The organism is Tepidiforma sp. (genome assembly GCF_034432735.1).
Lineage (GTDB): Bacteria > Chloroflexota > Dehalococcoidia > Tepidiformales > Tepidiformaceae > Tepidiforma.
The window spans coordinates 1-24,241 of sequence record NZ_DAOUBJ010000039.1; the positions used below are offsets into that span (position 1 = coordinate 1).

A 24,241-nucleotide genomic window follows, 5' to 3' on the forward strand; every position below is an offset into this window, starting at 1 on the left:
CTCCCCCGAGCGCCTCGCCGAAATCCAGCGCGGACTCGCCGGCGAAGCCTTCACCAGCGTCGGACGCTGGGGCGACACCATCTACGAGGTGCACTACGTTCCCCTGCGCGACACCGCCGGTCAGCAGGTCGGCCTCATGGCCGTCATCCTCGATATCACCGAGCGCGTCCGTGCCGCCCAAGCCGAAGCCCGTGCCGATAAGTTCCAATCCCTCTCCATCCTTGCCGGCGGCGTCGCTCACGACTTCAACAACCTCCTCGTCGCGATCCTCGGCAACGCCTCGCTCCTCCTCCTCGACCTTCCCGCGGAGAGCCCCGCCCGCCCCGCCATCGTCGAGATCGAAGCGGCCGCCCGCCGCCTCGCCGACCTCGCCCGCCAGATGCTCGCCTTCTCCGGCCGCGGCACCTTCCTGCGCGACCGCCTCGCCATCGACGACCTCGTCAGGGCCGTCGTCGGCCGCGAGGGGCTTCCGGTCACCATCCGGCTCGCGCTCGCGCCCGGCCTCCCCGAAGTCGAAGGTGATGCCGGCCAACTCCGTCTCGCCATCGGCGCACTCATCGATAACGCCGTCGAAGCCTCCCCACCCGGCGGCACCGTCACCGTCCGCACCCGCATCGTATCCGCCGGGCCCGAGGAGTTCGCGCGCGCCCATCCTGGTCCCCTGCCGCCTGGCGACTACCTCGTCGTCGAGGTCCGCGACGAAGGGCCCGGCATCCCCACCGACCTCCACGAGCGGATATTCGAACCGTTCTTCTCCACCCGCTTCACCGGCCGCGGGCTCGGCCTCGCCACCGTCTCCGGCATCGCTCGCGCCCACCGCGGGGCCGTCGTCGTCGACTCCGAACCCGGCAAAGGGAGCACCTTCCGCCTCTACCTGCCCCCCGTCGGCGAGCGGCCGCATCGTTCGTGACGAATTTCACACGGATTTCATCATCCACCGGGCCGGAGCCAGCGGCGCCGGGCGTATACTGGCGCGGGTAAAGGGGGCAGCTCCGGCATGCGCACCGTGTACCTCGTTACCCGCCACCCCGACGCCGCCCGTCTCGGCCCGGAACTCGAACGCGCCGGCTTCAACGCCCCCGTCATCTCCCCCGAGCGGCTCGCCTCCGACGATATCCAGAGCCGCATCGATGTCGCCGTCCTCGACTTTCGCGACATCCCCCCGGCCGCCTTCTCCATCATCGCCACCGCCTATGGCGAACACGGCGTCATCCTCATCGCCGTCGTCCCGCCCGAACTCCTCGACCGTATCTCCGTCGACCTCGCCGTCGACGACTTCGTCCTCCTCAGCGCCCCGCCCCAAGAGCTCGCCCGCCGCATCGAACGCGCGCTCTGGCGGAAGCACGGCGTCGACGCCGAAAACATCGTCCGCTGCGGCGCCCTCGAAATCGACCTGACCAATTACCGCGTCACCGTCGATGGCGAGCCCGTCGTCCTCACCTTCAAGGAATACGAACTCCTTCGCTTCCTCGCCATGAACGCAGGACGCGTTTTCACCCGCGAGCAGCTCCTCAATCGCGTCTGGGGCTACGACTACTTCGGCGGCGCGCGCACCGTCGATGTCCACATCCGGCGGATCCGCGCCAAGATCGAAATCCACGGCCACGCCTTCATCGAAACCGTTCGAAACGTCGGCTACCGCCTCGTCGCCGACGCCCGCAAGTCGCCCGGCAGCGAAAGCTGACCGCCCCCACCTCAGAGCGCCAGCGGCTCGTCACACTCCCTGCGGACGAGATCCTCGAACGTCTCTCGCCGCGCGACGAGACGTGCCGAGCCGTTCTCCCACAACACCTGGGGCACGCGCCCCAACGACACGTAGTTGGAGGACATCGCCGCACCGTACGCCCCCGCATCGTGGAGCACCACCAAATCTCCCGGCTCCGGCCGCGGCAGCTCGCGTGGCTGCAGCAACTCCTGATCGTCCCGCGTGAAGACATCGCCGCTCTCGCAGAGCGGCCCCGCCACCACGAACGGCTCGGGCTCGCGCCCCGCTCCCTTGCCGACGATCGAGATCCGGTGGTACGAGCCGTACATCGCCGGCCGGACAAGGTCGTTGAACCCCGCGTCGCACATGATGAACTGGTGGCCAGGGCCCTTCTCGTTCGTCCTCGTCGCCTTCACATCCGTCACCCGCGCCACCAGAATCGCCATCCCCGCCACCGGGTAGCGCCCCGGCTCGATTTCGATCCCGATCGGCCGCTCGGCCGCCGCACTCAGCTGCCGGACTCCCTCGCTCAGGATCGCGCCATACTCCGCCAGCGGATACGCCGGCGCCCCTGGCCGGTACGGGTGGGGAATGCCGCCCCCCAAGTTCACCGCCCTCGCCTCCGGGTAGTGCGGCACCAGGTGGGCGAAGAGCGCGATCAACTTCTTCATGTTCTCGTCGAACTCTCGAATCTGCGGCCCCGTCCCCACGTGCGCGTGGAGCGTCACCACCGGGAACCCCGCCTCGTCCGCCAGCCGCTTCACCGCCAGGTGGTCTTCGTACCAGATCCCGTGCTTCGACGAGGGCCCACCCGTGTCGCACGCCTGCACGTGGCCGTGGCCGAACCCGGGGTTGATCCGGATCGCAATCGGCCCCCGATAGCCCGCCTCCGCCAGCTCCCGGATCATCCCCGGCGAGCCCACGTTCGGCAGCACGCCCTCGGCGAGCACCACCTCCAGCGCGTTATCCCGGAACACATCTGCCGTGTACATCACCACCGGCGGTTCGTGGCCCATCGCGAAGCCCGCGGCCTTCGCCCGGAGCACCTCGTTCCCGCTCACCGCATCGATCCAGAGCCCGTGGCGGCGGGCCGTTTCCAGCACCGGACGCGCCGGGTTCGCCTTCACCGCATACCGGCAGTGCAGGCCGGGGCCGGCCGTCAGCGCCGCGAGCTCCGCGAACTTCCGGTCCATGATTGCCGCGTCGTAGAGATAGAACGGGGTGCCCACCGACTCGGCGAGCGCTTCGAGGGGGTACTGCGCAGGGTTCATACCGCCGAGTCTAGCAGCGGCTCGGCTCAGGCGCGTTTCGGCCCCCGCCGGCCCGGCTTCGGTGCCCCCTTCCCCGCCGCCAAGCGTGCGAGCCGCTTCCTCACCGCGTGCGGCTCCACCGTCAGCAGCCCCCGCCCCGTGACCCGCATCCGCCGTCGCCGGGCTTCCACCTTCCGGGCGCGCTCCTCCCAGCCCATCAGCCGTCCCCCGCCGGGCCGGGCGCCGGCTCCGCTTCGTGCTGCCGTTCGTGCAGGCGCGCGAGGTGCGCCTCCAAGTGTTCGATCTGCGCTCGGAGCTCGTCCATGCGCCGGTCGAGATCGTTCAACCGTTCCCATTCCGGGTCCGGCAGCCGCTGGATCGCCCCGTTCGAATCATCGTGATAGGCCACGATGTGCCCCGGCACGCCCACTACCGTCGCGTTCGGCGGGACATTCGTCACCACGACACTGCCCGCGCCGATGCGCACGTTCTCGCCAATCTCCACCGCGCCGATCACCTTCGCCCCCGCACCGATCGTCACCCGGTCGCGCAGCGTCGGGTGGCGCTTCACCCGTCGGGTGCTCGTCCCGCCCAACGTTACCCCCTGGTAGAGCGTCACATCGTCGCCGATCTCCGTCGTCTCCCCGATGACCACCCCCATGCCGTGGTCGATGAAGAATCGCCGGCCGATGCGCGCCCCCGGATGGATCTCGATCCCCGTGAAAAAGCGTGCCAGGTGCATGATGCCCCGGGGCAGCAGCGGAACCCCCCGCCGGTGGAGGGCGTGCGCCAGCCGGTGGGCCAGCCGCGCATGGAAGCCCGGGTAGAAAAGCACCACCTCCAGCGCCGACCGAGCCGCCGGGTCGCGCTCCATCGCCGCGCGGATGTCCTCCCGGATGTCCGCCAACAACCCCATGCCCTTCACCTTACGCGAAGGGCCCTCACCCCCGCTACGGGCGCCCTGCCCGGTTCAGGCTCTCCGCAGCGGCCAGCGCAGGCTCCTTCAGCCGGGCCGCCTCCAGCCGCTCCATCTGCATCTGCACGTTCAGCGGGTACACCCCCGTGAAGCAGGCGTTGCAGAGATCCTCCGGCGCCTGACCGGTCGCCCGATTCAACCCCTCCAGGCTCAGGAAGCCGAGCGAATCCGCCCCGATATGCGCGCGAATCTCCTCGATCGAATGGTTCGCCGCGATCAGCTCCGCTTTCGTCGCCATGTCCACCCCGAGGAAGCACGGCGAAACGATCGGCGGCGTCGTGATCCGCATATGGACTTCCTTCGCGCCCGCCCGCCGGAGGAGCTGCACCACGCGCGGCGTCGTCGTCCCCCGGACAATGCTGTCGTCCACCAGCACCACCCGCTTGCCGGCCAGCACATCGCTCAACGCGTTGAACTTCAGGCTCACGCCCGCCTCGCGAATCCGCTGGTCCGGCTGGATGAACGTCCGGCCGACGTAGCGGTTTTTCACCAACCCCTCCCGGTAAGGGATGCCCGAAGCCCGCGCGTAGCCGATCGCCGCTGGCGTCGCCGAATCCGGCACCCCGATCACCAAATCCGCCTCCACCGGGTGCTCGCGCGCCAAGGTCGCGCCCATCTCCTCCCGCGCCGGATACACGAGGCGGCCGCCGATGCGCGAATCGGGCCGCGCGAAATACGTGTACTCGAACGTACAAAGCGCCCGCTTCCGTGCGGGCGCCGTCGGGAAAAAGCTCGCTGGGCCGTTCGCATCGATGACGACCACTTCGCCCGGCTCGATTTCGCGCTCCATCGGCACGCCCAAGTGCTCCAACGCGCACGACTCCGAAGCGATCGCCCAGCCCCCGTTCAGCCGCCCGAGGCAGAGCGGCCGCACCCCCATCGGATCGCGCATCGCGAACAAGCGGTCGCGCGTCATCATCACCACGCTGTAGGCGCCCTCGATCCGGCGCATCACATAATGGAACCGCTCCTCCAACGTGCGGCCCGGCGCGATCGTGAAGAGGTGCGCGATCACCTCCGAATCGGCCGTCGATTCGAACACGATCCCCTGCGCCTCCAGGTCCTCGCGGAGGATGTCCACGTTCGTCAGATTGCCGTTGTGCGCCAGCGCGATCGGCTCGCCGGTCTCCCGGTCGTGCACCACGATCGGCTGCGCATTGCAAGCCAGCGAACCACCTGCCGTGCTGTACCGCGTGTGGCCAATGGCGATGTGGCCGCGCAGATAGGCGAGGTCTTCCTCGTCGAAGACCTGGGAGACGAGCCCCATCCCCGTGCGGAGGCTGAAGTCCTCCCCGTTGCTCGTAGCGATGCCGGCGCTTTCCTGGCCCCGGTGTTGGAGGGCATAGAGCCCATAGAACGTCAGCCTCGCGACATCGTCACCGGGGCTGTAGACCCCGAAGACGCCGCAGGCCTCGCGCGGATAATCGCTTTCCGGGAGCAATCCCCTCCGGCCTCCTTGCGGTGACGGCTACCCTCAGTATATCGGCCCGTGGCCGCGGGCGCCTCAGGGGCAGCGCGCCCGCCCCGCACCGGCGCCCCCCGGCCGCCAACCGAATCAGCCGCCGAGCCCGCCCCCGCCGCCCGCTCCCCGAAACCGGTGGCCCCCGGTACCGCCTACTCGCCCGTCGGCTCGATCAACCGGAACAACTCGCCCACCGAATGCGCGTGCTCTACGGGGTGGCGCAGCGGAAGCTCCGGGTGAATCTCGTAGACGTTTCGCCGGCCCTGTCGCCGGCGGGTCAGGTAGCCCGCCTCCACCAGGTCGGCCACGATCCGCTGGGCCGCCCGCTCCGTGATGCCCACCCGCTCAGCCACATCCCGCAGGCGAATGCCCGGGTCGTTCGCGATACAGAGCAGGACGTGTCCGTGGTTGGTGAGGAACGTCCAGCCCGGCTTCGCCATCGGCCCGTAGCGTAGCCATTGTCCGCTTCGCTGGGAAGCGGCGCCCCTACGCCGCCCGCCGCTGCTGCGTCGAACGGAGCTGTTCGCGCAGCAGCGCCGTCGCGGCCAGCGCCTCGATCGCCGCCTGCTTCTTCGCCGCGCGCCGCTTCGCTCGCCGCGCCAGCCGCGAACTTACCTCCGCGACAATCCCGAAGAAGGCCGCGCCCGACCACGCCAGCGGTGGTTCGAAAGCGCCCTGCCACCCCATGGCGAGGCAACCCGCGCCAGCCACCAGCGCCGGCGCACACACCGCCCAGCTCCAGAAATGCTTCATGCCTCGAATATCGGATGGCCACGCCCCCGGCAAAAGGGCTCAGCCGGCCAGCCCGGCCGCCCGCTCCGTCGCGTGCCTCCCCGCGATACGCCCGAACACGCAACCCCGGATCACCGACGTCGCCCCCGGGTAGTTGTGGTAGAACAGCTCGCCCATCGGTTCGCCCGCCGCGTACAGCCCCGGCATCGGCTTACCCCGAGTATCCAGCACCCGCGCCAGCGGATCGCACGCCAGCCCGCCGAAGGTGAACGTGATCCCGCCCGTCACCGGGATCGCGAGGTAGGGCGGCGCATCGATCGGCAGCGCCCAATTGCTCTTCGGCGGCCAAATGCCCACCGTCCGCTTGCCATCGAGCCGGTCCAGATCGTACTCGCCCGGCTGGATCGCCGCGTTGAACGCCGCCACCGTCTCGAGCAGCTGCTCCGCCGGCACGCCCATCTCCCGCGCCAGCCCCTCCAGCGTCGCCGCCTCCACCGGCGGGCCCACCGGCCGCCACGCCCGCGCGAACTCCTCCCGCTGGTACGCCTTCTGGTCGAAGATACACCACGCCTCGCCCCCAGCCTGCTCGATGATCTGCTTCGAAAACTTCACGTACGTGTGGTCGCGAAAATCCTCGCCCTCGTCCAGAAACCGCCGCCCTTCGCGATCCACGAAAATGCCCATCTGGTAGTTGTAGAGGGCCGTCACCCCGCACTCCATCCGGGGCGAACGCGCATCGAGCACCGCCGAATGGTAGTCGCCCCACTGGCCCGCTGGCCGCGCGCCCGCCGCGATGGCCATCGTCAGCCCCTCGCCCGTGTTGTAGCGGCTGCCCCGCAGGATGAGGCCATCGGCGAACCGACCCAGGTAGCGCACCCGCATCTCCACGTTCGCTTGGAAGCCGCCACAAGCGAGCACCGTCCCCCCGCGCGCCTCGATATCGACGATGCCCTCCGGCCCCCGCGCCCGGGCCCCCGCCACCGCCCCCGACGGGTGGAGCAGCAGGTCGATCGCCGCCGTCTCGTAGCTCACGATGCCGCCAAGGCCCTCCAGCCGCCGGTAGAGAAGGTCCACCAACCCCTGCCCGCCGGCCTTCGGGCTCCGGCGGTAGCCCGCCGTGTGCGGATAGCCCGGCTCCCATTCGAGCCCCAGCCCCGTCAGCCACTCGGCAGCCTCGCCCGCGTGCTCGCAGAGCGTCCGGACCAGCGCCGCATTCGCCCGCCCTCGCGAAATCCGCATCAGGTCGGCGAACATCTCGTCGACCGTGTAGCCCCGGGGCGCGAACCCGTCCGCCTCGTGCGGGAAGCGCATCTGCGCATCCGCGAAGCGGGTGTTCCCGCCGCGATGCTCGCGAGGTGCCTTCTCGATCAAGATCACGTGCGCACCCGCCTGGCGCGCCGTCACCGCCGCCGAGAGCCCGGCGATGCCGCCGCCCACGACGAGCACATCCGTCTCGTACCGTGCCGCTGCCCCCGGGGAGCCTGCTGCCGTCGGCATGCCCCGGACTCTACCCGCCGGCACGCCCGCCCGCCAACACCCCAGCGGCCCGCGACGGCGCCACCCGCCCCAACCTTCAACCCAACCGCCAACCTCGTACCATAGCCCCGTGAGCGACTTCGCCAACATCTTCCTCGCGCTCATCTTCGAGGCCGCGCCATTCCTCCTCGCCGGCGTCCTCGTCTCCGTTCTCGCGGGGCCACTGGTCGAGCGCCTGCTCGCCTCCGCCGCCCTCCGGAACCCCGTCGTGGCCGTCACCGCAGGCGCGAGCGCTGGTCTCGTCCTCCCCATGTGCGACTGCGGCAATCGCCCCCTCGCCCACCGGCTCGCCCTCGCCGGCCGCCGCCACTTCGCCCTTGCCTTCCTCGTCGCTGCCCCCGTCATCAACCCGATCGTCCTCGTCACCACCTGGCTCGCCTTTCGCGATCCCGGCCTCGTCATCCTCCGCATCGGGCTCACCGTCCTCGCCGCCATCGCCGTGGCAGCCGTCGTCTCCCGCCTTCGGGGCGAAATCGCGCTGCCGCTCGAAACCGCCGCCGCCCATTCCCACGGCAGCGGCCCCCGCGATTGGGCGCCACGAATCCTCGAGGAGTTCTTCGAACTCTTCCAATACCTCGCCATCGGCGCCGCCCTCGCCGCCGCCATCCAGGTCTTCGCCGACCAGGAGGAGTTCCTCGCCGCCAACGGGGTCTTCCTCTCCATCGCCGCCATGATGTTCCTCGCCTTCCTCCTCAGCATCTGTTCCAGCGTCGATGCCTTCGTCGTCGCCGGGCTCGGCGGCGCGATCGGCCTCGGCCCCGCACTCGGCTTCCTCGTCTTCGGGCCGCTCGTGAATCTCAAATCGGTCCCCATGTACCTCCGGCTCTTCTCCGGCCCAGCCGTCATCCTGCTCGTCCTCATCTGCGCGCAGGTCGCCTTCGCCGGCGCCGCCATCGCGGAGCTCCGCGCATGGTGAATCAGCTCGCCCGGGGGGGAGCTGCCGCGGCCTTCGCCGCCTTGCTCGCCTGGCGCCTCGCCGATGGCACCGCTCGGAACCTCGTCCAGGGCTGGTACGTCCCCATTCTCTGGAGCACCGCCCTCGTCCTTCTCGCGCTCGCCGCCATCGCCATCGCCACATCCCTCCGCCAACGGCACACCGAGCGGTTCCGCCTCCGGCCCGTCGGCCTCGTCGCCGCTGCCTTCATCGCCCTCCCCCTCCTGCTCGCGGCCCTCTTCCAACCCCGTCCCCTCGCCTCCACCAACCTCGACCTGGCGGCAACGGCCGCCCGCCAGTTCGGCACCTCCGCCGCCGCCGGCGACCCCGCCACCCGCAACCTCTACCAATGGGCCTACGAATTCGAAACCGCCGACCCGGCCGCCATCGCCGGCCTTCCCGTCGACGTCGTCGGGTTCGTCTACCGCGCCAGCGACGACCCCGCCGACCGCTTTCGCATCGCCCGCTTCGTCGTCGCTTGTTGCATCGCCGATGCCCAAGGATTCACCCTGCCCGTGCTCTGGAAGGACGCCAGCACGCTCGCCAACGACCGCTGGGTCCGCGTCACAGGTCGCGTCGGCACCGGCCCCGATGGCCAACCCATCGTCCTCGCCGCGAACGTAGACCCCATCGAGGCACCACAAAATCCGTACATTTATCCGTAACGAACGCCCCGCCCTGGCCGCACTGGCCGCCCTCACCGCCATCGTCCTCGGCATGCTGGCGGCCACCCTCCTGCTCGGCGATCAGCGCCAGATCCGCGTCGTCCTCGCCTCGCCCGTCGCCGATATCCCCGCACCTGTCACCTTGCGCGAAATCACGCTCACCTTCGACCGCGAACCCGCCCGCGAAACTGCCGAAGCCGCGCTCACCTTCGACCCGCCACTCGAAGGCACCATCCGCTGGCGCGGCCGGACACTCGTCTTCATCCCGGCCGGACCGCTCGCCCCCGGCCCCTACCGCCTGCGCCTCGGAGCCGGCCCGCTCGGCCGCAACGGCGAGCCCCTCCGCGAGCACTTCGAACACCGATTCACCATCCGCGAGCCCGGCATCGCGCTCGTTCGCACTGCCGCCGGGGGTGCCGGCGAAGAACTCGTCGAACTGCGCCCCGGCCAGGAGCCCCGCGTCCTCACCGTCGCCCCGCGCATCGTCGACTACGCCGTCTCGCCCGATGGCTCGCAGATCGCCATCGTCGCAGCCGACGCCAGCGGCCGGGGCAGCCTCGGGCTCATCGCCGTCGCCGATGGCGCAGCCCGCTCGCTCGTCTTCGACCCCGCCATCAACATCGGCGGAGTCGCGTGGTCGCCCGATGGCGCCACCCTCGCCGTCACCCGGCGCGACCGCCTCCCCGATGGCAGCGAGGGCGTCCCACGCGCGTGGCTGCTGCGGGTCGATGGCGAATTCGTCACCACGCTCGACCCCGAAGGCCTCCCCTCCCTCCTCCCCTCCTGGTCGCCCGATGGCCAACACCTCGCGTACGTCTCCCCGAGCGATGCCCGCCTCGTCCTCGTCAACATCGCCACCCAGGAACGACGCGACCTCGGCCAGCCGCGCTCCGGCAGCGCCGCATGGTCCCCCGATTCGCGCCTCCTCGCCTTCGAGAGCGTGCCCCGCAACACCGCCGGCGCCATCCCCCTCCAACCCGTACGCGTCCTCGCCCTCGATGGCTCCGCCGATCGCCTCCTCGGCCGCGAAGGCGAGGTTCGCTCCGCGCCGCGCTTCGTCGACAACGACACCTTGGCCAGCCTCCGACGCGTCATCGGCCCCCAGCGCAGCGGCACCGACCTCCTCTTCGAATCCGTGGCCGACGGCCGCCAGCTTCGCGCCATCTCCCTCGCCTCCGGAAGCGACCTCGTCCTCGAGTGGGACATCGCCCCCGACAGCGCGGCCATCGTCTATACCGTCCAGTCCGGCCAGGCGCTCGCCACGCTCACCCTTCGCCTCGCCGATGCCTCCCGCGAGCCGCTCCCCATCATCGGCCGCCTTCCACGCTGGCTCCCCTGACCGTTCCCTAGCCGCCGAGCAAGCGCGCCAGCTCTAGGAAATCGGCCGCATGGAGGTCGAACGCCGGGTCCGGGGCGAGGTCCACCTCCACGTTCGGCCCCGCCTCCGCCGGCCGTGGCACGAAGGCGGTCCGCAAGCCCGCCGCCTGCGCCGCCCGCAGGTCCGCCTTGTGCGCCGCGACCAGCATCACCTCGCCCGGCTGCAGCCCCAGCAGCCGCGCACCCGCCAGGTAAGCCTCGGCGCGCGGCTTGAAAGCGCCCAGCACATCCGCCCCGAGCACGCAGTCCCACGGTAGTCCGGCGCGCTTCGCCATGTTCACCAACAGCGCCACGTTTCCGTTCGAAAGGGTCGAAATCACGAACCGCTGCTTCAGCCGCCAGAGCCCCGGCACGCTGTCCGGCCACGGGTCCAGCCGATGCCAGACGCGGTTCAGGTCGGCACGCTCCTCCTCCGTCAGACCGGCGAGCCCGTACTCCGGCAGCAGCTCCTCGAGCTTCCGCCGGTGAATCTCGTCCGCCGTCATGAACGGCCACTCGCCCCGATTCACCCGCCCGATGCCCCCGATGTACCCCTCGTACCGCCAGGCGTCGGCGAAGGCGCCCCAATCGGCCGTCACCCCCAGCCGGGCGCCCACCGCCGCCAGCTCCCGTATCACCGACGACCGCCAGTCGACGACCGTCCCGAAAACATCGAAAACCAGCGCACGGATACCATCGCCTGCCATGCCGCCGAGTCTACCGGACCGTCAGCCACCCTGCCCGGCTACTCATCGGCAGCCGGCGATTCCCCCTCTGCCGTGGCTCCTTCCTCCGGAGAGCTCGCATCCGAAGCGTCCCCATCCGCGGTCACGTTCACGATCCGGACCGGCGGTGGTGGCGTCGGGGTCGCCCCCGCAGCCGAAACCCCATCGCTCGCGGCAACCCCGTGGATCCGGATCGGCGGGATCGGCGTCGGAGTCGGCAGCGAACGCTCCGGCTCCCTGGCGCCAGCCCCTGCGCTCGCCTCCACGGCCAACCCCTCCGTCCGGCCGGGCTGGCCACCGGCCAACAGCTCCACCAGCGGCGGCGGCGTGAACGGCGTGCCAACATCCAGCACGATCACCCGCTGCGGCAGCCGCGGCTCCACCTGCGGCCGGAACGGCCCCCACGACGAACGGTCGGTCAAGGAGAGCAGCACCAGGCCGCTGGCGCCGATTCCAAAGAGGAAGGCGGCGAGCAGGAGCGGGGCCTTTCCTGCCATGCCTTGCATCATGCGCGCTTTCCGCGGAAATGACCAGCCGGTAACGCGCCCGTAAACGCACCCCTAACCTCCACCACCCCGAGGCGCACACCGCCGAACCTGTTACGATCGGAGGCCGGGTCCATCCCCTGCCCCCGCGGAGAGGTGCTGGAGTGGACGATCAGGCACGCCTGGAAAGCGTGTGTACCGCAAGGTACCGTGGGTTCGAATCCCACCCTCTCCGCCATCTCCCGCCCCAGCTTGTGCCGCCTGCTTCCCTCCCGTAGAGTCCTTCGCCAAACCCGAAGGAGATTCGAGCATGCAAAGCCTGGAGGGCAAAGTCGCCGTCGTCACCGGCGCCGCCAGCGGCATCGGCCTCGCGCTCGCCACCCGCTTCGCCGAAGAAGGCGCCGCCGTCGTCCTCGCCGACATCGAAGCCGAGCCCCTCGCCATCGCCGAGGCCGGGCTGCGCCAACGCGGCGCCCGCACCCTCGCCGTCCGCACCGACGTCCTCTCCGATGCCGACGTCGAAGCCCTCGCCGAGGCCGCCTTTCGGACCTTCGGCGCCGTCCACATCCTCTGCAATAACGCCGGCGTCGCCGGCGGGGCCGGCCTTCCCATCTGGGAAACCCCCGAATCCGACTTCGCCTGGGTCTTCGGCGTCAACTTCTCCGGCGTCCTTCGCGGCATCCGCGCCTTCGTCCCGCGGATGATCGCCAGCGGCGAAGAGGGCCACATCGTGAATACCGCCTCCGCCGCCGGGCTCCTCACCGGCGCCGATCCCTACTCCATCTCCAAACACGCCGTCGTCTGCCTCACCGAGGGCCTTTACAAACAATTCAAACTCATGAACCTGCGCCTCTCCGCCTCCGTGCTCTGCCCCGGCTGGGTCAACACCAACATCCTCGACGCCGAGCGCAACCGCCCCGCCGAGTACGGCCCCCCACGCGATAGCTCCCAGCTCCCACCCCAGGCCCAGCAGGGTCGCGCCGTCGCCAAAACCCTCCTCCAGCAAGGATTCTCCCCCGCCGAGATCGCCGCCCAAGTCGTCGAAGCCATCAAGACCGATACCTTCTACATCTTCCCGATGCAGGAGTACATCTGGCAGGCCGTCGAACAGCGCTTCCGAGGCGTCATCGAACGCACCAACCCCGTCGCCACCGGCCCGCTCCGGTAAAGCGCCGGCACTGCCACCCCTTGCATGCGCCATAACACCTGAGCGACGATGCACGCCCATGCTGCCGCAGCCCCCGCCCGCGGTAGCCAACCGGGCTGTCCCGCTCCGCCGGGCCCTCCTCCTCGGGCTCGCGGTGGCCCTCGCGCTGCCCTTCACCATCGCCCGCGCCCAGGTCCACGAAATCCAGCCCGGCGAAACCCTCTCCGCCATCGCGCTCCGCTACGGTATCGCCGTCGAGGCCTTGGCCGCCGCCAACGGTATCGCCAACCCCGACCTGATCTTCGCTGGCCAGGTGCTCACCATCGCCGAATCCTCGCCCGCCATCCCGCCCCCTGGCGGCGCCATCGCCCCCCCGGCTGCGAGCCGCTACCTCGTCGAGCCCGGCGATACCCTCTCCGCGATCGCCCTCGCCCACGGCACCACCGCCGCCGCCATCGCCGCCGCCAACCACATCGACGACCACGACCGCATCTTCGCCGGCCAGCTCCTCAGCATCCCCCCGCCCGATCGCGCACCCGCCGCCGGCACCCTGGCCCGTCCCGCTATCGAAGCCCTGCTCCGCGATTCCGCGGCCCACTACGGAATCCCGCCCGCCATCCTCCTCGGCCTCGCCTGGCTCGAGAGCGGCTGGAACCAGCGTATGGTCAGCCCCGCCGGCGCCATTGGCATCATGCAGCTCATGCCCACGACTGCCGAATGGGGCCTCGAATACCTCGCGCCCGAGGCGACCGACTGGCGCAACGACCCGGCCCACAACATCCGCCTCGGCGCCGCCATCCTGCGCCACCTGCTCTGGCAGGCCGGCGGCGACCTCGAAATCGCCCTCGCCTACTACTACCAGGGCTGGTGGAGCATCGAGCAGTTCGGCATCTTCGACGAAACCGAGCAGTACATCGCCAACGTCCTCGCCATCGCCGCCGGATTCGAATGAGCGGAGCCGCCGGGCGCGCGGCACCCCGTCGCCACCTCACCGCCCACCTCCCTACCTCCCGTCCGCCAGCCCCCCGTAGGCCTCGGGGATGCGATCCGTCAGCACGTTCGTCCCTGGCGCCATATCCTTCCAGCGCGCCATCGCCGGGTTCACCTGCACGGCCATCGCCAGGCCGCTCCCGGCTGGCGAAATCGTCAGTGGCGCCCCGTTCGGCGCCGTGATCAGCGCCTGGCCCGGCCAGGCCGCCGCCGTGTACACCCGGTTCTCGTCGCTTCGCGCGCGGGCGATCCGCTCCGCCATCGGCTCGTCCTCGAACGACGTCCACGCCAAAAGCTCCGCCCCCTCGAGCATCAGGATACGCCCCACCTCGGGCACGTACCCTTCGTCGCCACAGAGAATGCCGACGCGCCCCGCCGGCGTCTCCACAACAGGCGGCAACGATTCCCCGGTCGCGATACCTCGCCCGTGCGAAGCCTGGTGCACCACCACCCCGCCCGGATGCACCAGCACCGCCAACTGCTCCCGGCGCCCATCGCCGACCGCCGCCCCGAACAGCACGCTCCCGCCGTGGGCCCTCACCAACGCCTCGAGCTCCGCCGCGGCCGCCTCCCACCCGTCCGGCGCCACCGCTCCCCCGATCACCACCAGATCCGCATCCTGCTCGCGCTGATCGAGGTACCGCGCCGCGAGGTCCGCACGGTCCACCACCGCCGGCGAGGGGACGACCGCCACCCGCCGACTCCACTGCGCCGGCACCACCGGCTCCCCCAAGAGCTGTATCGCCGGCACCCGCTCCGTCGGCTCAGTCAGCCGCCTGTAGAGCGCCGGCCGCCGCGCCGGCCGCTCCACCGCCATCGGTTCGATATCGAACACCACCACCGTCCCCCGATCCGCCGGCGCGCAAACGCGCGTCGCCCCCGTCGGATCGAAGACCGACGAGCGCCCCGCGTAGACAAGCGAGCTCCCCTCCGGACCGTACCGGTCCGCAGCCGCCACCCACACCCCGTTTTCGAACGCCCGCACCGGCACGAGATACTCGCACTGCGTCGTCGAAACGTCGGCCATCGTCCGCCCCCAAGCCACCCACGCCGTCAGGTCGAGGATGACCTCCGCCCCACCCACCGCCAGCGCCCGCGCCACCTCCGGTTGCCGCGCATCGGCGCAGATCAGAATGCCAAAGCGCGCGAACCCTGCGTCCCACGTCGGAAAAGTTCGGCCGCGGACGAACCAGCGTCCATCGAAATGCCAGAGGAAGCTCTTGTCGTACCGACCGCGAATCTCCCCGCGCGAATCGAACACCAGCCCACTGTTCGTGAGCGTCCCATCCGGGTGGGGCACGGCCAGCCCGGCGGCCAGCCAGTAGCCCCAGCGGCGACACCGCTCCGCCAACGTCGCCGTCACCTCCGAGAACGGCCGAACCCCCGGTCGCTCGTAGGGGCGCGCATCCCGCACGTAGTAGGCCGGGTAGGAGCACTCGGGCAGCCCCACCAACTGCGCCCCCTGCCGGCCCGCCTCGTCGAGCGCGGCGAGAATCGCCGTCCAGTTCTCCTCGGCCCGCTCGATCGGATGCGCCGGAATCTGGCAAAGCCCCACTCGGAACGACTGCATCGTGGCCTCCTCTCCCATATCCTACCGACAACGCGTCCCGTTCGATCCCGAACGAATCCCGCCCCGGGCTATCGCCCCCCAGCCAGAGAGCGCCGACCGCACCGCCGACGCCACACCCCGACCCGATCCGGCACAATAAAGCGCACATGCGCATCGCCATGGTCTCCGCCCATACCAGCCCGCTCGCGCCCCTCGGCGGTCGCGAGACCGGCGGCATGAACGTCTACGTGCTCGAACTCTCCCGCGAGCTCGCCGCCCTCGGCTGCAACGTCGACATCTTTACTCGGCTCGATGGCGACCTCCCCCGCGTCGAGCCCGTCGCCCCCGGCCTCCGCCTCGTTCGCATCGATGCCGGGCCCGCCGCCCCGATCGAAAAAGAGGCCATCGTCGCCCATCTTCCCGAATTCGTCCGAAACCTCTACACCTTCGCCTGTGCCGCCCCACCCTACGACCTCATCCACTCCCATTACTGGCAATCCGGTTGGGCCGGCACGATCCTCGCCCGCCGCCTCGCCCTGCCCCACGTCGTCATGTTCCACACCCTCGGCGAAGTCAAGAACCGCGCCCGGTTCGGCGAAGCCGAGCCCACCCTCCGCATCCGCCACGAGCGCACCATCGCCCGACGCGCCGACGCGATCGTCACCGCCAGCAACCACGAACGCCAACTCCTCGAACGCTACTACGGGGCCGACCCGGCGAAAATGCACACCGTCCCCTGCGGCATCGACCTCGAACGCTTCCGGCCCCTCCCTCGGAGCGAAGCGCGTGCCCGGCTTGGCCTCCCCGCGGATATTCCCATCCTCCTCTGGGTCGGGCGCGTCGAACGGCTCAAGGGCCTCGAAATCCTCCTCGACGCCGTCGCCGGCCTCGAACGCGCCGATGCCCGCCTCCTGATCGTCGGCGGCGACGACCGCGCCGCGCCCCTCCGCGCCGAGCTCGAGGCGCAGGCTCGGGCTCTCGGCATCGCCGACCGGATCACCTTCACCGGAGCCGTCGAGCACGCCAGCCTCCCCTGGTACTACAGCGCCGCCGATATCTGCGTCGTCCCCAGCTTCTACGAAAGCTTCGGGCTCGTCGCCGTCGAAGCCATGGCCTGCGGCACCCCCGTCGTCGCCTCCCGCGTCGGTGGCCTCACCTCCACCGTCATCGACGGCGTCACCGGCTACCTCATCCCCTGGCGCTGCCCCGAGCCTTTCTCGGAAAAGCTCGATGTCCTCCTCGCCAACCCCGAGCTTCGCGCCAACTTCGGCCGTGCCGCCCGCGCCAGCGTCGAACGCTTCCGCTGGAGCACCGTGGCGCGCCGCATCGCCGAAGTGTACGAAACCGCCTGCGAGCGCCGCGGCCGCCGCCCCGCACTCCCCCCAGCCGCCATCGCCGACCGCTGACCGCTCCCCTCCCACCCCCTGCGCTACCATGAGGAGGTGACACCCCGCGCCATCTTCTTCGACCTCGACGACACCCTCCTCGATACCTCCGGCGGCGTCCAAGAAGCCTGGAGATCCACCTGCGCCGCCTTCGCCCCCGAGCTCGGCATCGAACCCGAAGCCCTCGAACACACCATCCGCGACCAGCTCGTCGCCTTCTGGAAAGACGAAGCCGCTGTCGAACACTGGCGCACGCGGCTCCACGATGCCCGCCGCCACAACGTCGCCTCCGCCCTCGAGCGCCTCGGCCTCGACCCCACCGCCGCACCCCGGATCGCCGACCGCTACTGGGACGAACAAACCACGCGCATGCGCCTCTTCGACGATAGCCTCCCCACCCTCACCGCACTCCGCAGCGCAGGCTTCCGCCTCGGGCTCCTCACCAACGGCCCCGCCGAAATGCAACGCTGGAAGCTCGCTCGTTTCCCCATCGCCGAATACTTCGACGTCATCGTCATCGAAGGCGAATTCGGCCAAGGAAAGCCCCACCCGCGCGTCTTCCAGCACGCACTCGAGGCCGTTCGCGCCGCCCCCGAAGAAGCCTGGCACATCGGCGATAACCTCTACGCCGATATCGGCGGCGCCCGCCGCGCCGGCATCCACGCCGCCTGGATCCATCGCGACCGTCTCGAACTCCGCGACGACCTCACCGACATCCCCGACCGCGTCATCGCCCACCTCGCCGAACTCCACGAGCCCCTCGGCCTCGGGCAGGCGGAGCACCACGCGTGAACATCCTCGTCTTCGGCGCCACCGGCTACATCGGCAGCCACCTCGTGCCGATGCTCGCCGCCCGCGGCCACCACGTTCGCGCCGCCGGCCGCCGCCTCGAAGTCCTCGAAGCCCGGGCGTGGGAGGGCGTCGAACGCGTCGCCGCCGATGCGCTGCGTCCCGAGACGCTGCCCCCGGCCCTCCACGGCATCGACGTCGCCTACTACCTCGTCCACTCCATGGGCGCCGGCCGCGACTTCGCCCGCCTCGACGAAACGGCCGCCCGCAACTTCCGCGACGCAGCCGCGGCCGCCGGCCTCCAGCGCATCGTCTACCTCGGCGGTCCCCGCCCGCAGGGAGCCGTTTCCGAACACCTCGCCTCCCGCCTCGCCACCGGCGAAACGCTCCGCGCCGGCCCCGTCCCCGTCACCGAGCTGCGGGCACCCCTCATCGTCGGCCCCGGCTCCGCCGGCTTCGAAGTCATCCGCGACCTCGTCAACCACCTCCCCCTCATGATCACGCCGCGCTGGACCCGCAACCGCACCCGGCCCATCGCCCTCGACGACCTCCTCGGCTACCTCGTCGCCGTCCTCGACCATCCCGAAACGGCCGGCGGCACCTACGATGTCGCCGGCCCCGAAGAGCTCGCCTTTCGCGACCTCCTCGCCGGGTACGCCCGCGTCGTCGGCCGCCCCTTCCGCGCCATCGACGTGCCCTTCCTCACCCCCCGCCTCTCCTCCCTCTGGCTCGCCCTCGTCACCAGCGTGCCCCTCGCCGTCGCCCGACCCCTCGTCGAAGGCCTGAAGACCGACCTCCTCCCCGACGACCAGGCCATCCGCTCCCTCATCCCCATCCCGCTCCACACCTACGAACAAGCCGTCCGCCTCGCCCTCGAACGCGAACAGCGCGAGCCCCTCCCCGCCCGCTGGGCCGAAGGCGCGCTCGCCTTCCGCGGCTACAACCCCGAAACATCCTTCTACGCCAAAGGCGAAAGCTGCACCGTCCCGGTCGAAGCCCCAGCTGCCGTCACCTGGGAGGTCGTCCAGAGCATCGGCGGCCAAAACGGCTACTACTACGCCGATCCGCTCTGGTGGCTCCGCGGCCAGTTCGACCGGCTCATCGGGGGCGTCGGCCTCCGCCGCGGACGCCGCCACCCCACCGACCTCCGCGTCGGCGATGCCCTCGACTTCTGGCGCGTCGCCGCGCTCGAGCCCGGCCGCCAGCTCACCCTCGTCGCCGAAATGCGCCTCCCTGGCTCCGCCGTCCTCGAGTTCACCGTCCGCCCGCTCGAATCCGGCCGTTCCGAGCTCACCACCACCTCCCGGTTCCACCCAAACGGCATCTGGGGGCTGCTCTACTGGTACGCCCTCGCCCCGGCCCATTTCTTCATCTTCCGGCGCATGCCCCGCCGCATGGCTCGCCGCGCCGAAGAGCTCGCGCGCCGCCAAAGCGCAGGGTCGCCCACCACCCCGTCCTGAGCCGACCGGCGCCAGCAGCTGTCGCCCCAGCTCGCTACCCTCCCCGCGCACCAAAAGGTGCATCCAGTCGGGAGGGTCCCATGCGTCAGCGACTCTTCATCGTCGCCAGCGCGATCGCCGGCACCGCCCAGATCCTGCTCACCATCCTCGGCTTCCCGATCTGGCTCGGCGTGCTCGTCTGGCTCGTACGCGGCGGCAACCTGCTCGCGGTTGCCCTCTGGTTCCCCTCGGCGCCGCGGCCGTCACCCTGCTCAGCGGCATCGTCCTGCTGCCGTTCGCACTCCTCGCCCTCGGCATCGCGGCGCTCACCGGGCGCACCGATGAAGCGCGCGACACCTCGGCGCACGACGACCGCTGGACGCCGCTACCGCCTCGCGTCCGAGCCCCGGAACGGCGCCCCGATAACCGGCGCGATCAAGCAAACGTTCGCCGCCCCCGCCGCGATCGGCACCAGCCCGATGATCGCGATCACCCAGCCCGCCGGGCCGCCCACCACCAGGCCGACCACGATCAGCACGATCCCCAACACCACCCGCAGCAACCGCCCCGCCGTCGAACCCATGAACTTCGCCAGTGCCATCGGAATCCCTCCTCTCCCGGCACCGTAGGCGCGCCGGGGATGTCCTTCGCTTTCCAATACGAAGCCTGCCCCGCCACGGATCACGCCGTCAACGGCCGCCTGGGCCTTCGATCGCGGCCTCACCGGACATTCGACAGCCAACGAAAAATTCGGTAACCTGCTCCCGTGGACGAACGCCTCAACCCCGCCGAACGCATCATCCGGCGATTCGGCGGCCAAAGCGCCCTCGCCGCCCTCCTCGGCAGGCGCCAGAGCACCGTCCAACACTGGGCGAAGACAGGCCGCATCCCTGCCCAATGGCACCGCGTCCTCATGTCGCTCGCCCGCCAGCGAGGTGTCATCCTGGAACCCAAAGACTTCGTCCAGCCCCAGCCCCAACCCATCGCGCCCGCGAGCGGCAAGCTCGGCGTCCTCCTCGTCGGCCTCGGTGCCGTCGCCACCACCTTCATCGCCGGCGTCGAAAACGCCCGCTCCCGCGGCGCCCTCCCCATCGGCTCCCTCACCCAGATGGGCACCATCCGCCTCGGCAAGCGGACCGAAAAACGCTCTCCCCTCATCCGCGAATTCGTCCCCCTCGCCAGCCTCGACGACCTCGTCTTCGCCGCCTGGGACCCGATCCCCGACAACGCCTACGAAGCCGCCCTCAAGGCCGGCGTCCTCGACCGCCACGAGCACCTCGACCCGATCGCCGATTTCCTCCGCAGCATCGAACCGATGCCAGCCGTCTTCGACCAGCGCTACGTCAAGCGCCTCCACGGCACCAACATCAAGTCCGCCCCCACCAAAATGGCCCTCGCCGAAGCCATCCGCCAGGACATCCGCGACTTCAAAGCCCGCACCGGCTGCGACCGCCTCGTCATGATCTGGTGCGCCTCCACCGAAGTCTTCATGGAGCAGTCCGCCGAGCACGCCAACCTCGAAGCCTTCGAAGCCGCCCTCGAGGCCAACTCCGATGCCATCGCCCCCTCCATGATCTACGGCTACGCCGCCATCATGGAGGGCGTCCCCTTCGCCAACGGCGCCCCCAACCTCACCGTCGACATCCCCGCCCTCGTCAAGCTCGCCAACGACCGCGGCGTCCCTATCGGCGGCAAAGACTTCAAAACCGGCCAAACCCTCGTCAAGACCGTCATCGCCCCCATGCTCAAAGCGCGCATGCTCGGCGTCGCCGGCTGGTACTCCACCAACATCCTCGGCAACCGCGACGGCGAAGTCCTCGACGACCCCGAGAGCTTCAAAACCAAAGAAGAATCCAAGCTCGGCGTCCTCGAATACATCCTCCAGCCCGAGCTCTACCCCCAGCTCTACGGCAACATCTACCACAAAGTCCGCATCAACTATTACCCGCCCCGCGGCGACAACAAAGAAGGCTGGGACAACATCGATATCTTCGGGTGGCTCGGCTACCCGATGCAGATCAAGATCGACTTCCTCTGCCGCGATTCCATCCTCGCCGCACCCCTCGTCCTCGACCTTGCCCTCTTCTTCGACCTCGCCCAGCGAGCCGGCATGAAGGGCATCCAAGAGTGGCTCAGCTTCTACTTCAAGAGCCCCCAGCACGCCCCCACCGTCTACCCCGAGCACGACCTCTTCATCCAGCAGACCAAGCTCAAGAACACCCTCCGCTGGCTCATGGGCGAAGAACAGATCACCCACCTCGGCCTCGAATACTACGAAGACGCGTAGCCACCACCCCGCACCACACCCAAGGGCCCCAGCGCACGCCGGGGCCCTTCGCGCATAATCGACCTATGGCCCCCTCCACCTCCCTGCGCGACCTCGCCGGGAACACCCCGATCGTCGAGCTCCGCAGCCTCTCCCCGCGCCCCAGCGTCCGCCTCTTCGCCAAACTCGAAGGCCAAAACCCCACCGGCTCCATCAAAGACCGCATCGTCCTCCGCATCCTCGAGGCCTCCCGCCGCGAAGGTCGCCTCGCCCCCGGCCAACCCATCATCGAAGCCTCCACCGGCAACACCGGCGTCGCCCTCGCCCTCTGGGGTCGCCTCCTTGGCCACCCCGTCGAAGTCTGCGTCCCCGAATCCGTTTACCCCGAGATCGAACAGCTCCTCGCCGTCTACGGCGCACGCGTCCGCCGCATCCCGCGCCAGGCCGGCATCAAGTCTGCTCGCGAAGCCGCCCGCGCCATCGCCGCCCAAACCGGCGCCTGCTACTTCGGTCAGTTCGACAGCGAAGAAAACGTCCGCACCCACGAAACCTGGACAGCCGGCGAAATCCTCGCCGACATGGCAGCCGTCGGCGGCGTCGATGTCGTCGTCGCCGGGATCGGCACCGGTGGCACCGTCACCGGCGTCGGCCGCCGCCTCAAAGAAGCCAACCCCGCCTGCCAGGTCCTCGGCGTCGAACCGCGCCTCGGCGTCCACGTCCAGGGGCTCAAATCGCTCGACGACGGCTTCATCCCCCCCATCCTCGACGAAGCCGTCCTCGATGGCCGTATCCTCGTCGGCAACCGCCACGCCTTCTCCCACGCCCGCCGCGCCATGCTCGCCGAAGGCATCTTCGGCGGCATCTCCAGCGGCGCCGTCCTCCATGCCGCCATGCGCGCCGCCAGCCGCCTCCAGCGCGGCAACATCCTCTGCATCTTCGCGGATGGCGGCTGGAAATACCTCGGCACCGACCTCTGGACGGCCGACGGCCAAGACGCCCCCAACACCCCCGACGATGACCCCCTCGACGACATCCTCTGGTGGTAGCCGCCCCGGGCCCTACGCCCCCCGCTCCCCCACCCCGCCCGGCGCTCGTCGCAGCAGCAGCCCCACCCGCGGCACCGGCGGCACCAAGAACGGCCCCACATTCACCAGGTCGATCGCATCGTAGCCCGCCTCGCTGAACGTCGCCGCCAGGCGCCCCCAGCCCCGTAACTCCACCGTCGGGCACCCAGCCGCCACCACGCGCCCGTGCAGCCGGTTCAAAAGCGGGTTCACCACCGGCGCGATCTCCAGCAGCAGCCCGCGCCCGCCCGGCGCCAACACCCGCGCCACCTCCCGCGCGAACCCGTGCACCACATCGTCATCGAACCGCCGGATGAAGTAGAAGCTCGTCACACAGTCGAACGCCCCGTCCGCAAAGGGCAGCCGCTCCGGCCAGCCCACCAAATCCACCGGGCCCGGCCCCTGCACGATATCCATACAGATCGGCGGCTCCTCACAGCCGGCCCGCGCCGCCAGCAGGTGGGCGTAACTCCCCGTCCCACAGCCGATATCCAGATACCGCTTGCCCGGCCCCAGCTCCAGCAGCTCGATCACTCGCCCCGCTCGGGGGGTCAGCAGCGCCTGCCCCGCCTGCGAGCCCACCGCCCGCGCCAGCCAGCGCCAGCGCCCCGAGAGCCAGCGCTCCCGCGCCGCGATCACCGCCCGCCGCCGGCGCATCATAGCCGGTACACCATCCGCGCCCGCACGCTGTCTGCCTCCCCCAGAAACCGCGCCGCCGCACGCGCCTGCTCCGCCAGCCCCGCCGCCCCGCCCCGCCGCGCCAGCGCAGCCGCCTCCGCATCGCGCTCCAACACCTCCGCCAGCGCCGCCAACGCCTCCGCCAGCGCCTCCCGCGGCTGCCACGCCAGCTCCAGCTTCTCGCGGTCCTCCGCGTCCTCGGCAACCTCATCGTAGAACGTCGTCAGCGGGCCCATACGCACCCCGAGCTCCTGCAGCCGCTCGGCGAGGGCGATCAGCGGGTGCACCGCGCCGAAGCCACGCATCGCCGCGAACGAGCAGAACGCCGCCAGCGCAGCGCCATCGCCCGGCGGCACGAACCGCCCAGGCGCACCCTCGACCTCCACCGTCAGCCGCATCCCCCCCGAGCGTACGACTCCCCGCCCCAACGGGCGACGGTCAACGCGCGCGTTGGCGCTCGCGCGCCCGCAGCTCCTCCTCCGCCCGCGCCGCCACCCGACCCAACACCCCAGCCAACACCGCCGCCGAATCCTCGTCCAGCTCGCCGGTAAAATACTGGCGCACCCCCCGCAGGTGAAGCGGCGCCGCATCGCGCAGCCGCTCCCACCCCGCCGGGCTGAGCTCGACCCACCGCCCGCGTCGGTCCCGGACATCGGGCGACCGCGTCACGAGCCCCGCAGCGGCCATCCTGTCCACCAACCGCGTCAGCCCGCTCTTGCTGATCAACACCCGCCGCGCAAGCTCGGTCATCCGCAGCCGGTGCCCCTCCGCCTCCTCCAGCTGAACCAGCACATCGTACCAGGCCAACGGCAGCCCCTTCGCCCGCACCAGATCGTCCTCGAGCAGCGTCGTCACCCGCGCGTGCGCCTCGAGAAACGAACGCCACGCGCGCATCGGGAGGCTCGCCATGCTGGCCAATCATCCAATCGATGGATCCACGAGGCAACCCTTCCGCTCACACCGCCCGCCACCACCGGCACCCCCCCATGGCCCGGCCATCACCACCCTTCGCCCCTGCCGCCGTCGCCGCCAACCCCCGCCCGCGGAGCCAACCGCAGCGCGCCAACCAACCCAGAATCCACTACCATCCCGCCTATGCAGCCAAGCC

26 protein-coding genes and 1 tRNA gene are annotated in these 24,241 nt (G+C 70.3%); 13 read left to right on the forward strand and 14 right to left on the reverse strand.

Features of this window, described 5'->3' with window-relative positions; all coding sequences use genetic code 11:
* Both VAE53_RS03915 and VAE53_RS03920 read left to right on the forward strand, forming a co-directional pair.
* On the forward strand, positions 1 to 910 hold a 910-nt coding region (locus tag VAE53_RS03915; protein WP_322818058.1), incomplete at its 5' end, for an ATP-binding protein.
* A gap of 87 nt (positions 911 to 997) precedes the next feature.
* Positions 998 to 1,684, forward strand: coding sequence for a response regulator transcription factor (locus tag VAE53_RS03920; protein ID WP_322818059.1), 687 nt, complete (start codon positions 998 to 1,000; stop codon positions 1,682 to 1,684).
* Between the two features lie 11 nt (positions 1,685 to 1,695).
* Here VAE53_RS03920 and lysA read toward each other — a convergent pair whose 3' ends face one another.
* The 7 genes from lysA to tcuA form a co-directional block, all read right to left on the reverse strand.
* Entirely contained in the window at positions 1,696 to 2,976 is a 1,281-nt protein-coding gene (lysA, locus tag VAE53_RS03925) for a diaminopimelate decarboxylase (RefSeq protein WP_322818060.1), read from the reverse strand.
* A gap of 26 nt (positions 2,977 to 3,002) precedes the next feature.
* Positions 3,003 to 3,173: a hypothetical protein gene (locus tag VAE53_RS03930; RefSeq protein ID WP_322818061.1), complete on the reverse strand. Its 171-nt coding sequence runs from the start codon at positions 3,171 to 3,173 to the stop codon at positions 3,003 to 3,005.
* On the reverse strand, positions 3,173 to 3,865 hold the full coding sequence (cysE, locus tag VAE53_RS03935; RefSeq protein WP_322818083.1) for a serine O-acetyltransferase: 693 nt from the start codon (positions 3,863 to 3,865) through the stop codon (positions 3,173 to 3,175). Before cysE ends, VAE53_RS03930 begins: the two co-directional genes overlap by 1 nt.
* Positions 3,866 to 3,905: 40 nt before the next feature.
* Positions 3,906 to 5,372, reverse strand: a complete 1,467-nt coding sequence (gene purF, locus VAE53_RS03940) for an amidophosphoribosyltransferase (RefSeq protein ID WP_322818062.1) — start codon at positions 5,370 to 5,372, stop codon at positions 3,906 to 3,908.
* 173 nt (positions 5,373 to 5,545) lie between these two features.
* On the reverse strand, positions 5,546 to 5,833 hold the full coding sequence (locus tag VAE53_RS03945; protein WP_322818063.1) for a winged helix-turn-helix domain-containing protein: 288 nt from the start codon (positions 5,831 to 5,833) through the stop codon (positions 5,546 to 5,548).
* Positions 5,834 to 5,879: 46 nt separating this feature from the next.
* Complete coding sequence (locus VAE53_RS03950; protein WP_322818064.1) at positions 5,880 to 6,146, reverse strand: hypothetical protein; 267 nt, start codon at positions 6,144 to 6,146, stop codon at positions 5,880 to 5,882.
* Between the two features lie 39 nt (positions 6,147 to 6,185).
* Positions 6,186 to 7,622, reverse strand: coding sequence for an FAD-dependent tricarballylate dehydrogenase TcuA (tcuA, locus tag VAE53_RS03955; RefSeq protein ID WP_322818065.1), 1,437 nt, complete (start codon positions 7,620 to 7,622; stop codon positions 6,186 to 6,188).
* A gap of 109 nt (positions 7,623 to 7,731) precedes the next feature.
* On the opposite strand from tcuA, the gene VAE53_RS03960 reads away from it, so the two are divergent.
* From VAE53_RS03960 to VAE53_RS03970, 3 genes are read left to right on the forward strand one after another with little or no spacing between them, the layout of a single operon-like run.
* Positions 7,732 to 8,577: a permease gene (locus VAE53_RS03960; RefSeq protein WP_322818066.1), complete on the forward strand. Its 846-nt coding sequence runs from the start codon at positions 7,732 to 7,734 to the stop codon at positions 8,575 to 8,577.
* Positions 8,571 to 9,260, forward strand: a complete 690-nt coding sequence (locus VAE53_RS03965) for a TIGR03943 family protein (RefSeq protein WP_322818067.1) — start codon at positions 8,571 to 8,573, stop codon at positions 9,258 to 9,260. The genes VAE53_RS03960 and VAE53_RS03965 overlap by 7 nt, the downstream gene beginning before the upstream one ends.
* 52 nt (positions 9,261 to 9,312) lie before the next feature.
* The gene (locus VAE53_RS03970) at positions 9,313 to 10,599 is read left to right on the forward strand and encodes a hypothetical protein (RefSeq protein ID WP_322818068.1); all 1,287 of its coding nucleotides are present in this window, start codon (positions 9,313 to 9,315) and stop codon (positions 10,597 to 10,599) included.
* Positions 10,600 to 10,606: 7 nt separating this feature from the next.
* On the opposite strand, the gene VAE53_RS03975 is transcribed toward VAE53_RS03970, so the two are convergent.
* Together VAE53_RS03975 and VAE53_RS03980 are read right to left on the reverse strand one after the other, a co-directional pair.
* Positions 10,607 to 11,323 (reverse strand): haloacid dehalogenase type II, encoded by a 717-nt coding sequence (locus tag VAE53_RS03975; RefSeq protein WP_322818069.1) that lies wholly within the window; start codon positions 11,321 to 11,323, stop codon positions 10,607 to 10,609.
* 38 nt (positions 11,324 to 11,361) lie between these two features.
* Positions 11,362 to 11,838, reverse strand: coding sequence for a hypothetical protein (locus VAE53_RS03980; protein ID WP_322818070.1), 477 nt, complete (start codon positions 11,836 to 11,838; stop codon positions 11,362 to 11,364).
* A 138-nt stretch (positions 11,839 to 11,976) separates the two neighbouring features.
* On the opposite strand from VAE53_RS03980, the gene VAE53_RS03985 reads away from it, so the two are divergent.
* The 3 genes from VAE53_RS03985 to VAE53_RS03995 all read left to right on the forward strand — a co-directional run bounded on the left by VAE53_RS03985 (position 11,977) and on the right by VAE53_RS03995 (position 13,925).
* A tRNA-Ser gene (locus VAE53_RS03985) sits at positions 11,977 to 12,064 on the forward strand.
* A 72-nt stretch (positions 12,065 to 12,136) separates the two neighbouring features.
* Positions 12,137 to 12,994, forward strand: coding sequence for an SDR family NAD(P)-dependent oxidoreductase (locus VAE53_RS03990; protein WP_322818071.1), 858 nt, complete (start codon positions 12,137 to 12,139; stop codon positions 12,992 to 12,994).
* A gap of 58 nt (positions 12,995 to 13,052) precedes the next feature.
* Positions 13,053 to 13,925: a LysM peptidoglycan-binding domain-containing protein gene (locus VAE53_RS03995; protein ID WP_322818072.1), complete on the forward strand. Its 873-nt coding sequence runs from the start codon at positions 13,053 to 13,055 to the stop codon at positions 13,923 to 13,925.
* A 51-nt stretch (positions 13,926 to 13,976) separates the two neighbouring features.
* Here the strand turns inward: VAE53_RS03995 and VAE53_RS04000 are convergent, their stop codons facing one another.
* Positions 13,977 to 15,533 (reverse strand): nitrilase-related carbon-nitrogen hydrolase, encoded by a 1,557-nt coding sequence (locus VAE53_RS04000; protein ID WP_322818073.1) that lies wholly within the window; start codon positions 15,531 to 15,533, stop codon positions 13,977 to 13,979.
* Between the two features lie 146 nt (positions 15,534 to 15,679).
* Here VAE53_RS04000 and VAE53_RS04005 point away from each other — a divergent pair, with 146 nt between their 5' ends.
* The 3 genes from VAE53_RS04005 to VAE53_RS04015 are packed head-to-tail and all read left to right on the forward strand — an operon-like array spanning position 15,680 to position 19,146.
* Positions 15,680 to 16,918, forward strand: coding sequence for a glycosyltransferase (locus VAE53_RS04005; protein ID WP_322818074.1), 1,239 nt, complete (start codon positions 15,680 to 15,682; stop codon positions 16,916 to 16,918).
* Between the two features lie 36 nt (positions 16,919 to 16,954).
* Positions 16,955 to 17,689 carry an HAD-IA family hydrolase gene (locus VAE53_RS04010; protein ID WP_322818075.1) on the forward strand — a complete coding sequence of 245 codons (735 nt, stop codon included), beginning with the start codon at positions 16,955 to 16,957 and terminating at the stop codon, positions 17,687 to 17,689.
* Entirely contained in the window at positions 17,686 to 19,146 is a 1,461-nt protein-coding gene (locus tag VAE53_RS04015; protein ID WP_322818076.1) for an SDR family oxidoreductase, read from the forward strand. Before VAE53_RS04010 ends, VAE53_RS04015 begins: the two co-directional genes overlap by 4 nt.
* Positions 19,147 to 19,510: 364 nt before the next feature.
* On the opposite strand, the gene VAE53_RS13165 is transcribed toward VAE53_RS04015, so the two are convergent.
* Entirely contained in the window at positions 19,511 to 19,726 is a 216-nt protein-coding gene (locus VAE53_RS13165) for a YgaP-like transmembrane domain (protein WP_369294024.1), read from the reverse strand.
* Positions 19,727 to 19,891: 165 nt separating this feature from the next.
* Between VAE53_RS13165 and VAE53_RS04025 the strand changes: the two genes are divergently transcribed.
* Together VAE53_RS04025 and VAE53_RS04030 are read left to right on the forward strand one after the other, a co-directional pair.
* A complete protein-coding gene (locus tag VAE53_RS04025) occupies positions 19,892 to 21,412 on the forward strand; it encodes an inositol-3-phosphate synthase (RefSeq protein WP_322818078.1) in 1,521 nt (506 codons plus the stop codon).
* Positions 21,413 to 21,477: 65 nt separating this feature from the next.
* A complete protein-coding gene (locus tag VAE53_RS04030) occupies positions 21,478 to 22,437 on the forward strand; it encodes a cysteine synthase family protein (protein WP_322818079.1) in 960 nt (319 codons plus the stop codon).
* A gap of 12 nt (positions 22,438 to 22,449) precedes the next feature.
* Here VAE53_RS04030 and VAE53_RS04035 read toward each other — a convergent pair whose 3' ends face one another.
* The 3 genes from VAE53_RS04035 to VAE53_RS04045 are packed head-to-tail and all read right to left on the reverse strand — an operon-like array spanning position 22,450 to position 24,042.
* Positions 22,450 to 23,115 carry a methyltransferase domain-containing protein gene (locus VAE53_RS04035; RefSeq protein ID WP_322818080.1) on the reverse strand — a complete coding sequence of 222 codons (666 nt, stop codon included), beginning with the start codon at positions 23,113 to 23,115 and terminating at the stop codon, positions 22,450 to 22,452.
* On the reverse strand, positions 23,112 to 23,531 hold the full coding sequence (locus tag VAE53_RS04040) for a hypothetical protein (RefSeq protein WP_322818081.1): 420 nt from the start codon (positions 23,529 to 23,531) through the stop codon (positions 23,112 to 23,114). Before VAE53_RS04040 ends, VAE53_RS04035 begins: the two co-directional genes overlap by 4 nt.
* Positions 23,532 to 23,571: 40 nt before the next feature.
* Entirely contained in the window at positions 23,572 to 24,042 is a 471-nt protein-coding gene (locus VAE53_RS04045) for a MarR family transcriptional regulator (RefSeq protein WP_322818082.1), read from the reverse strand.
* Positions 24,043 to 24,241: the final 199 nt, after the last annotated feature.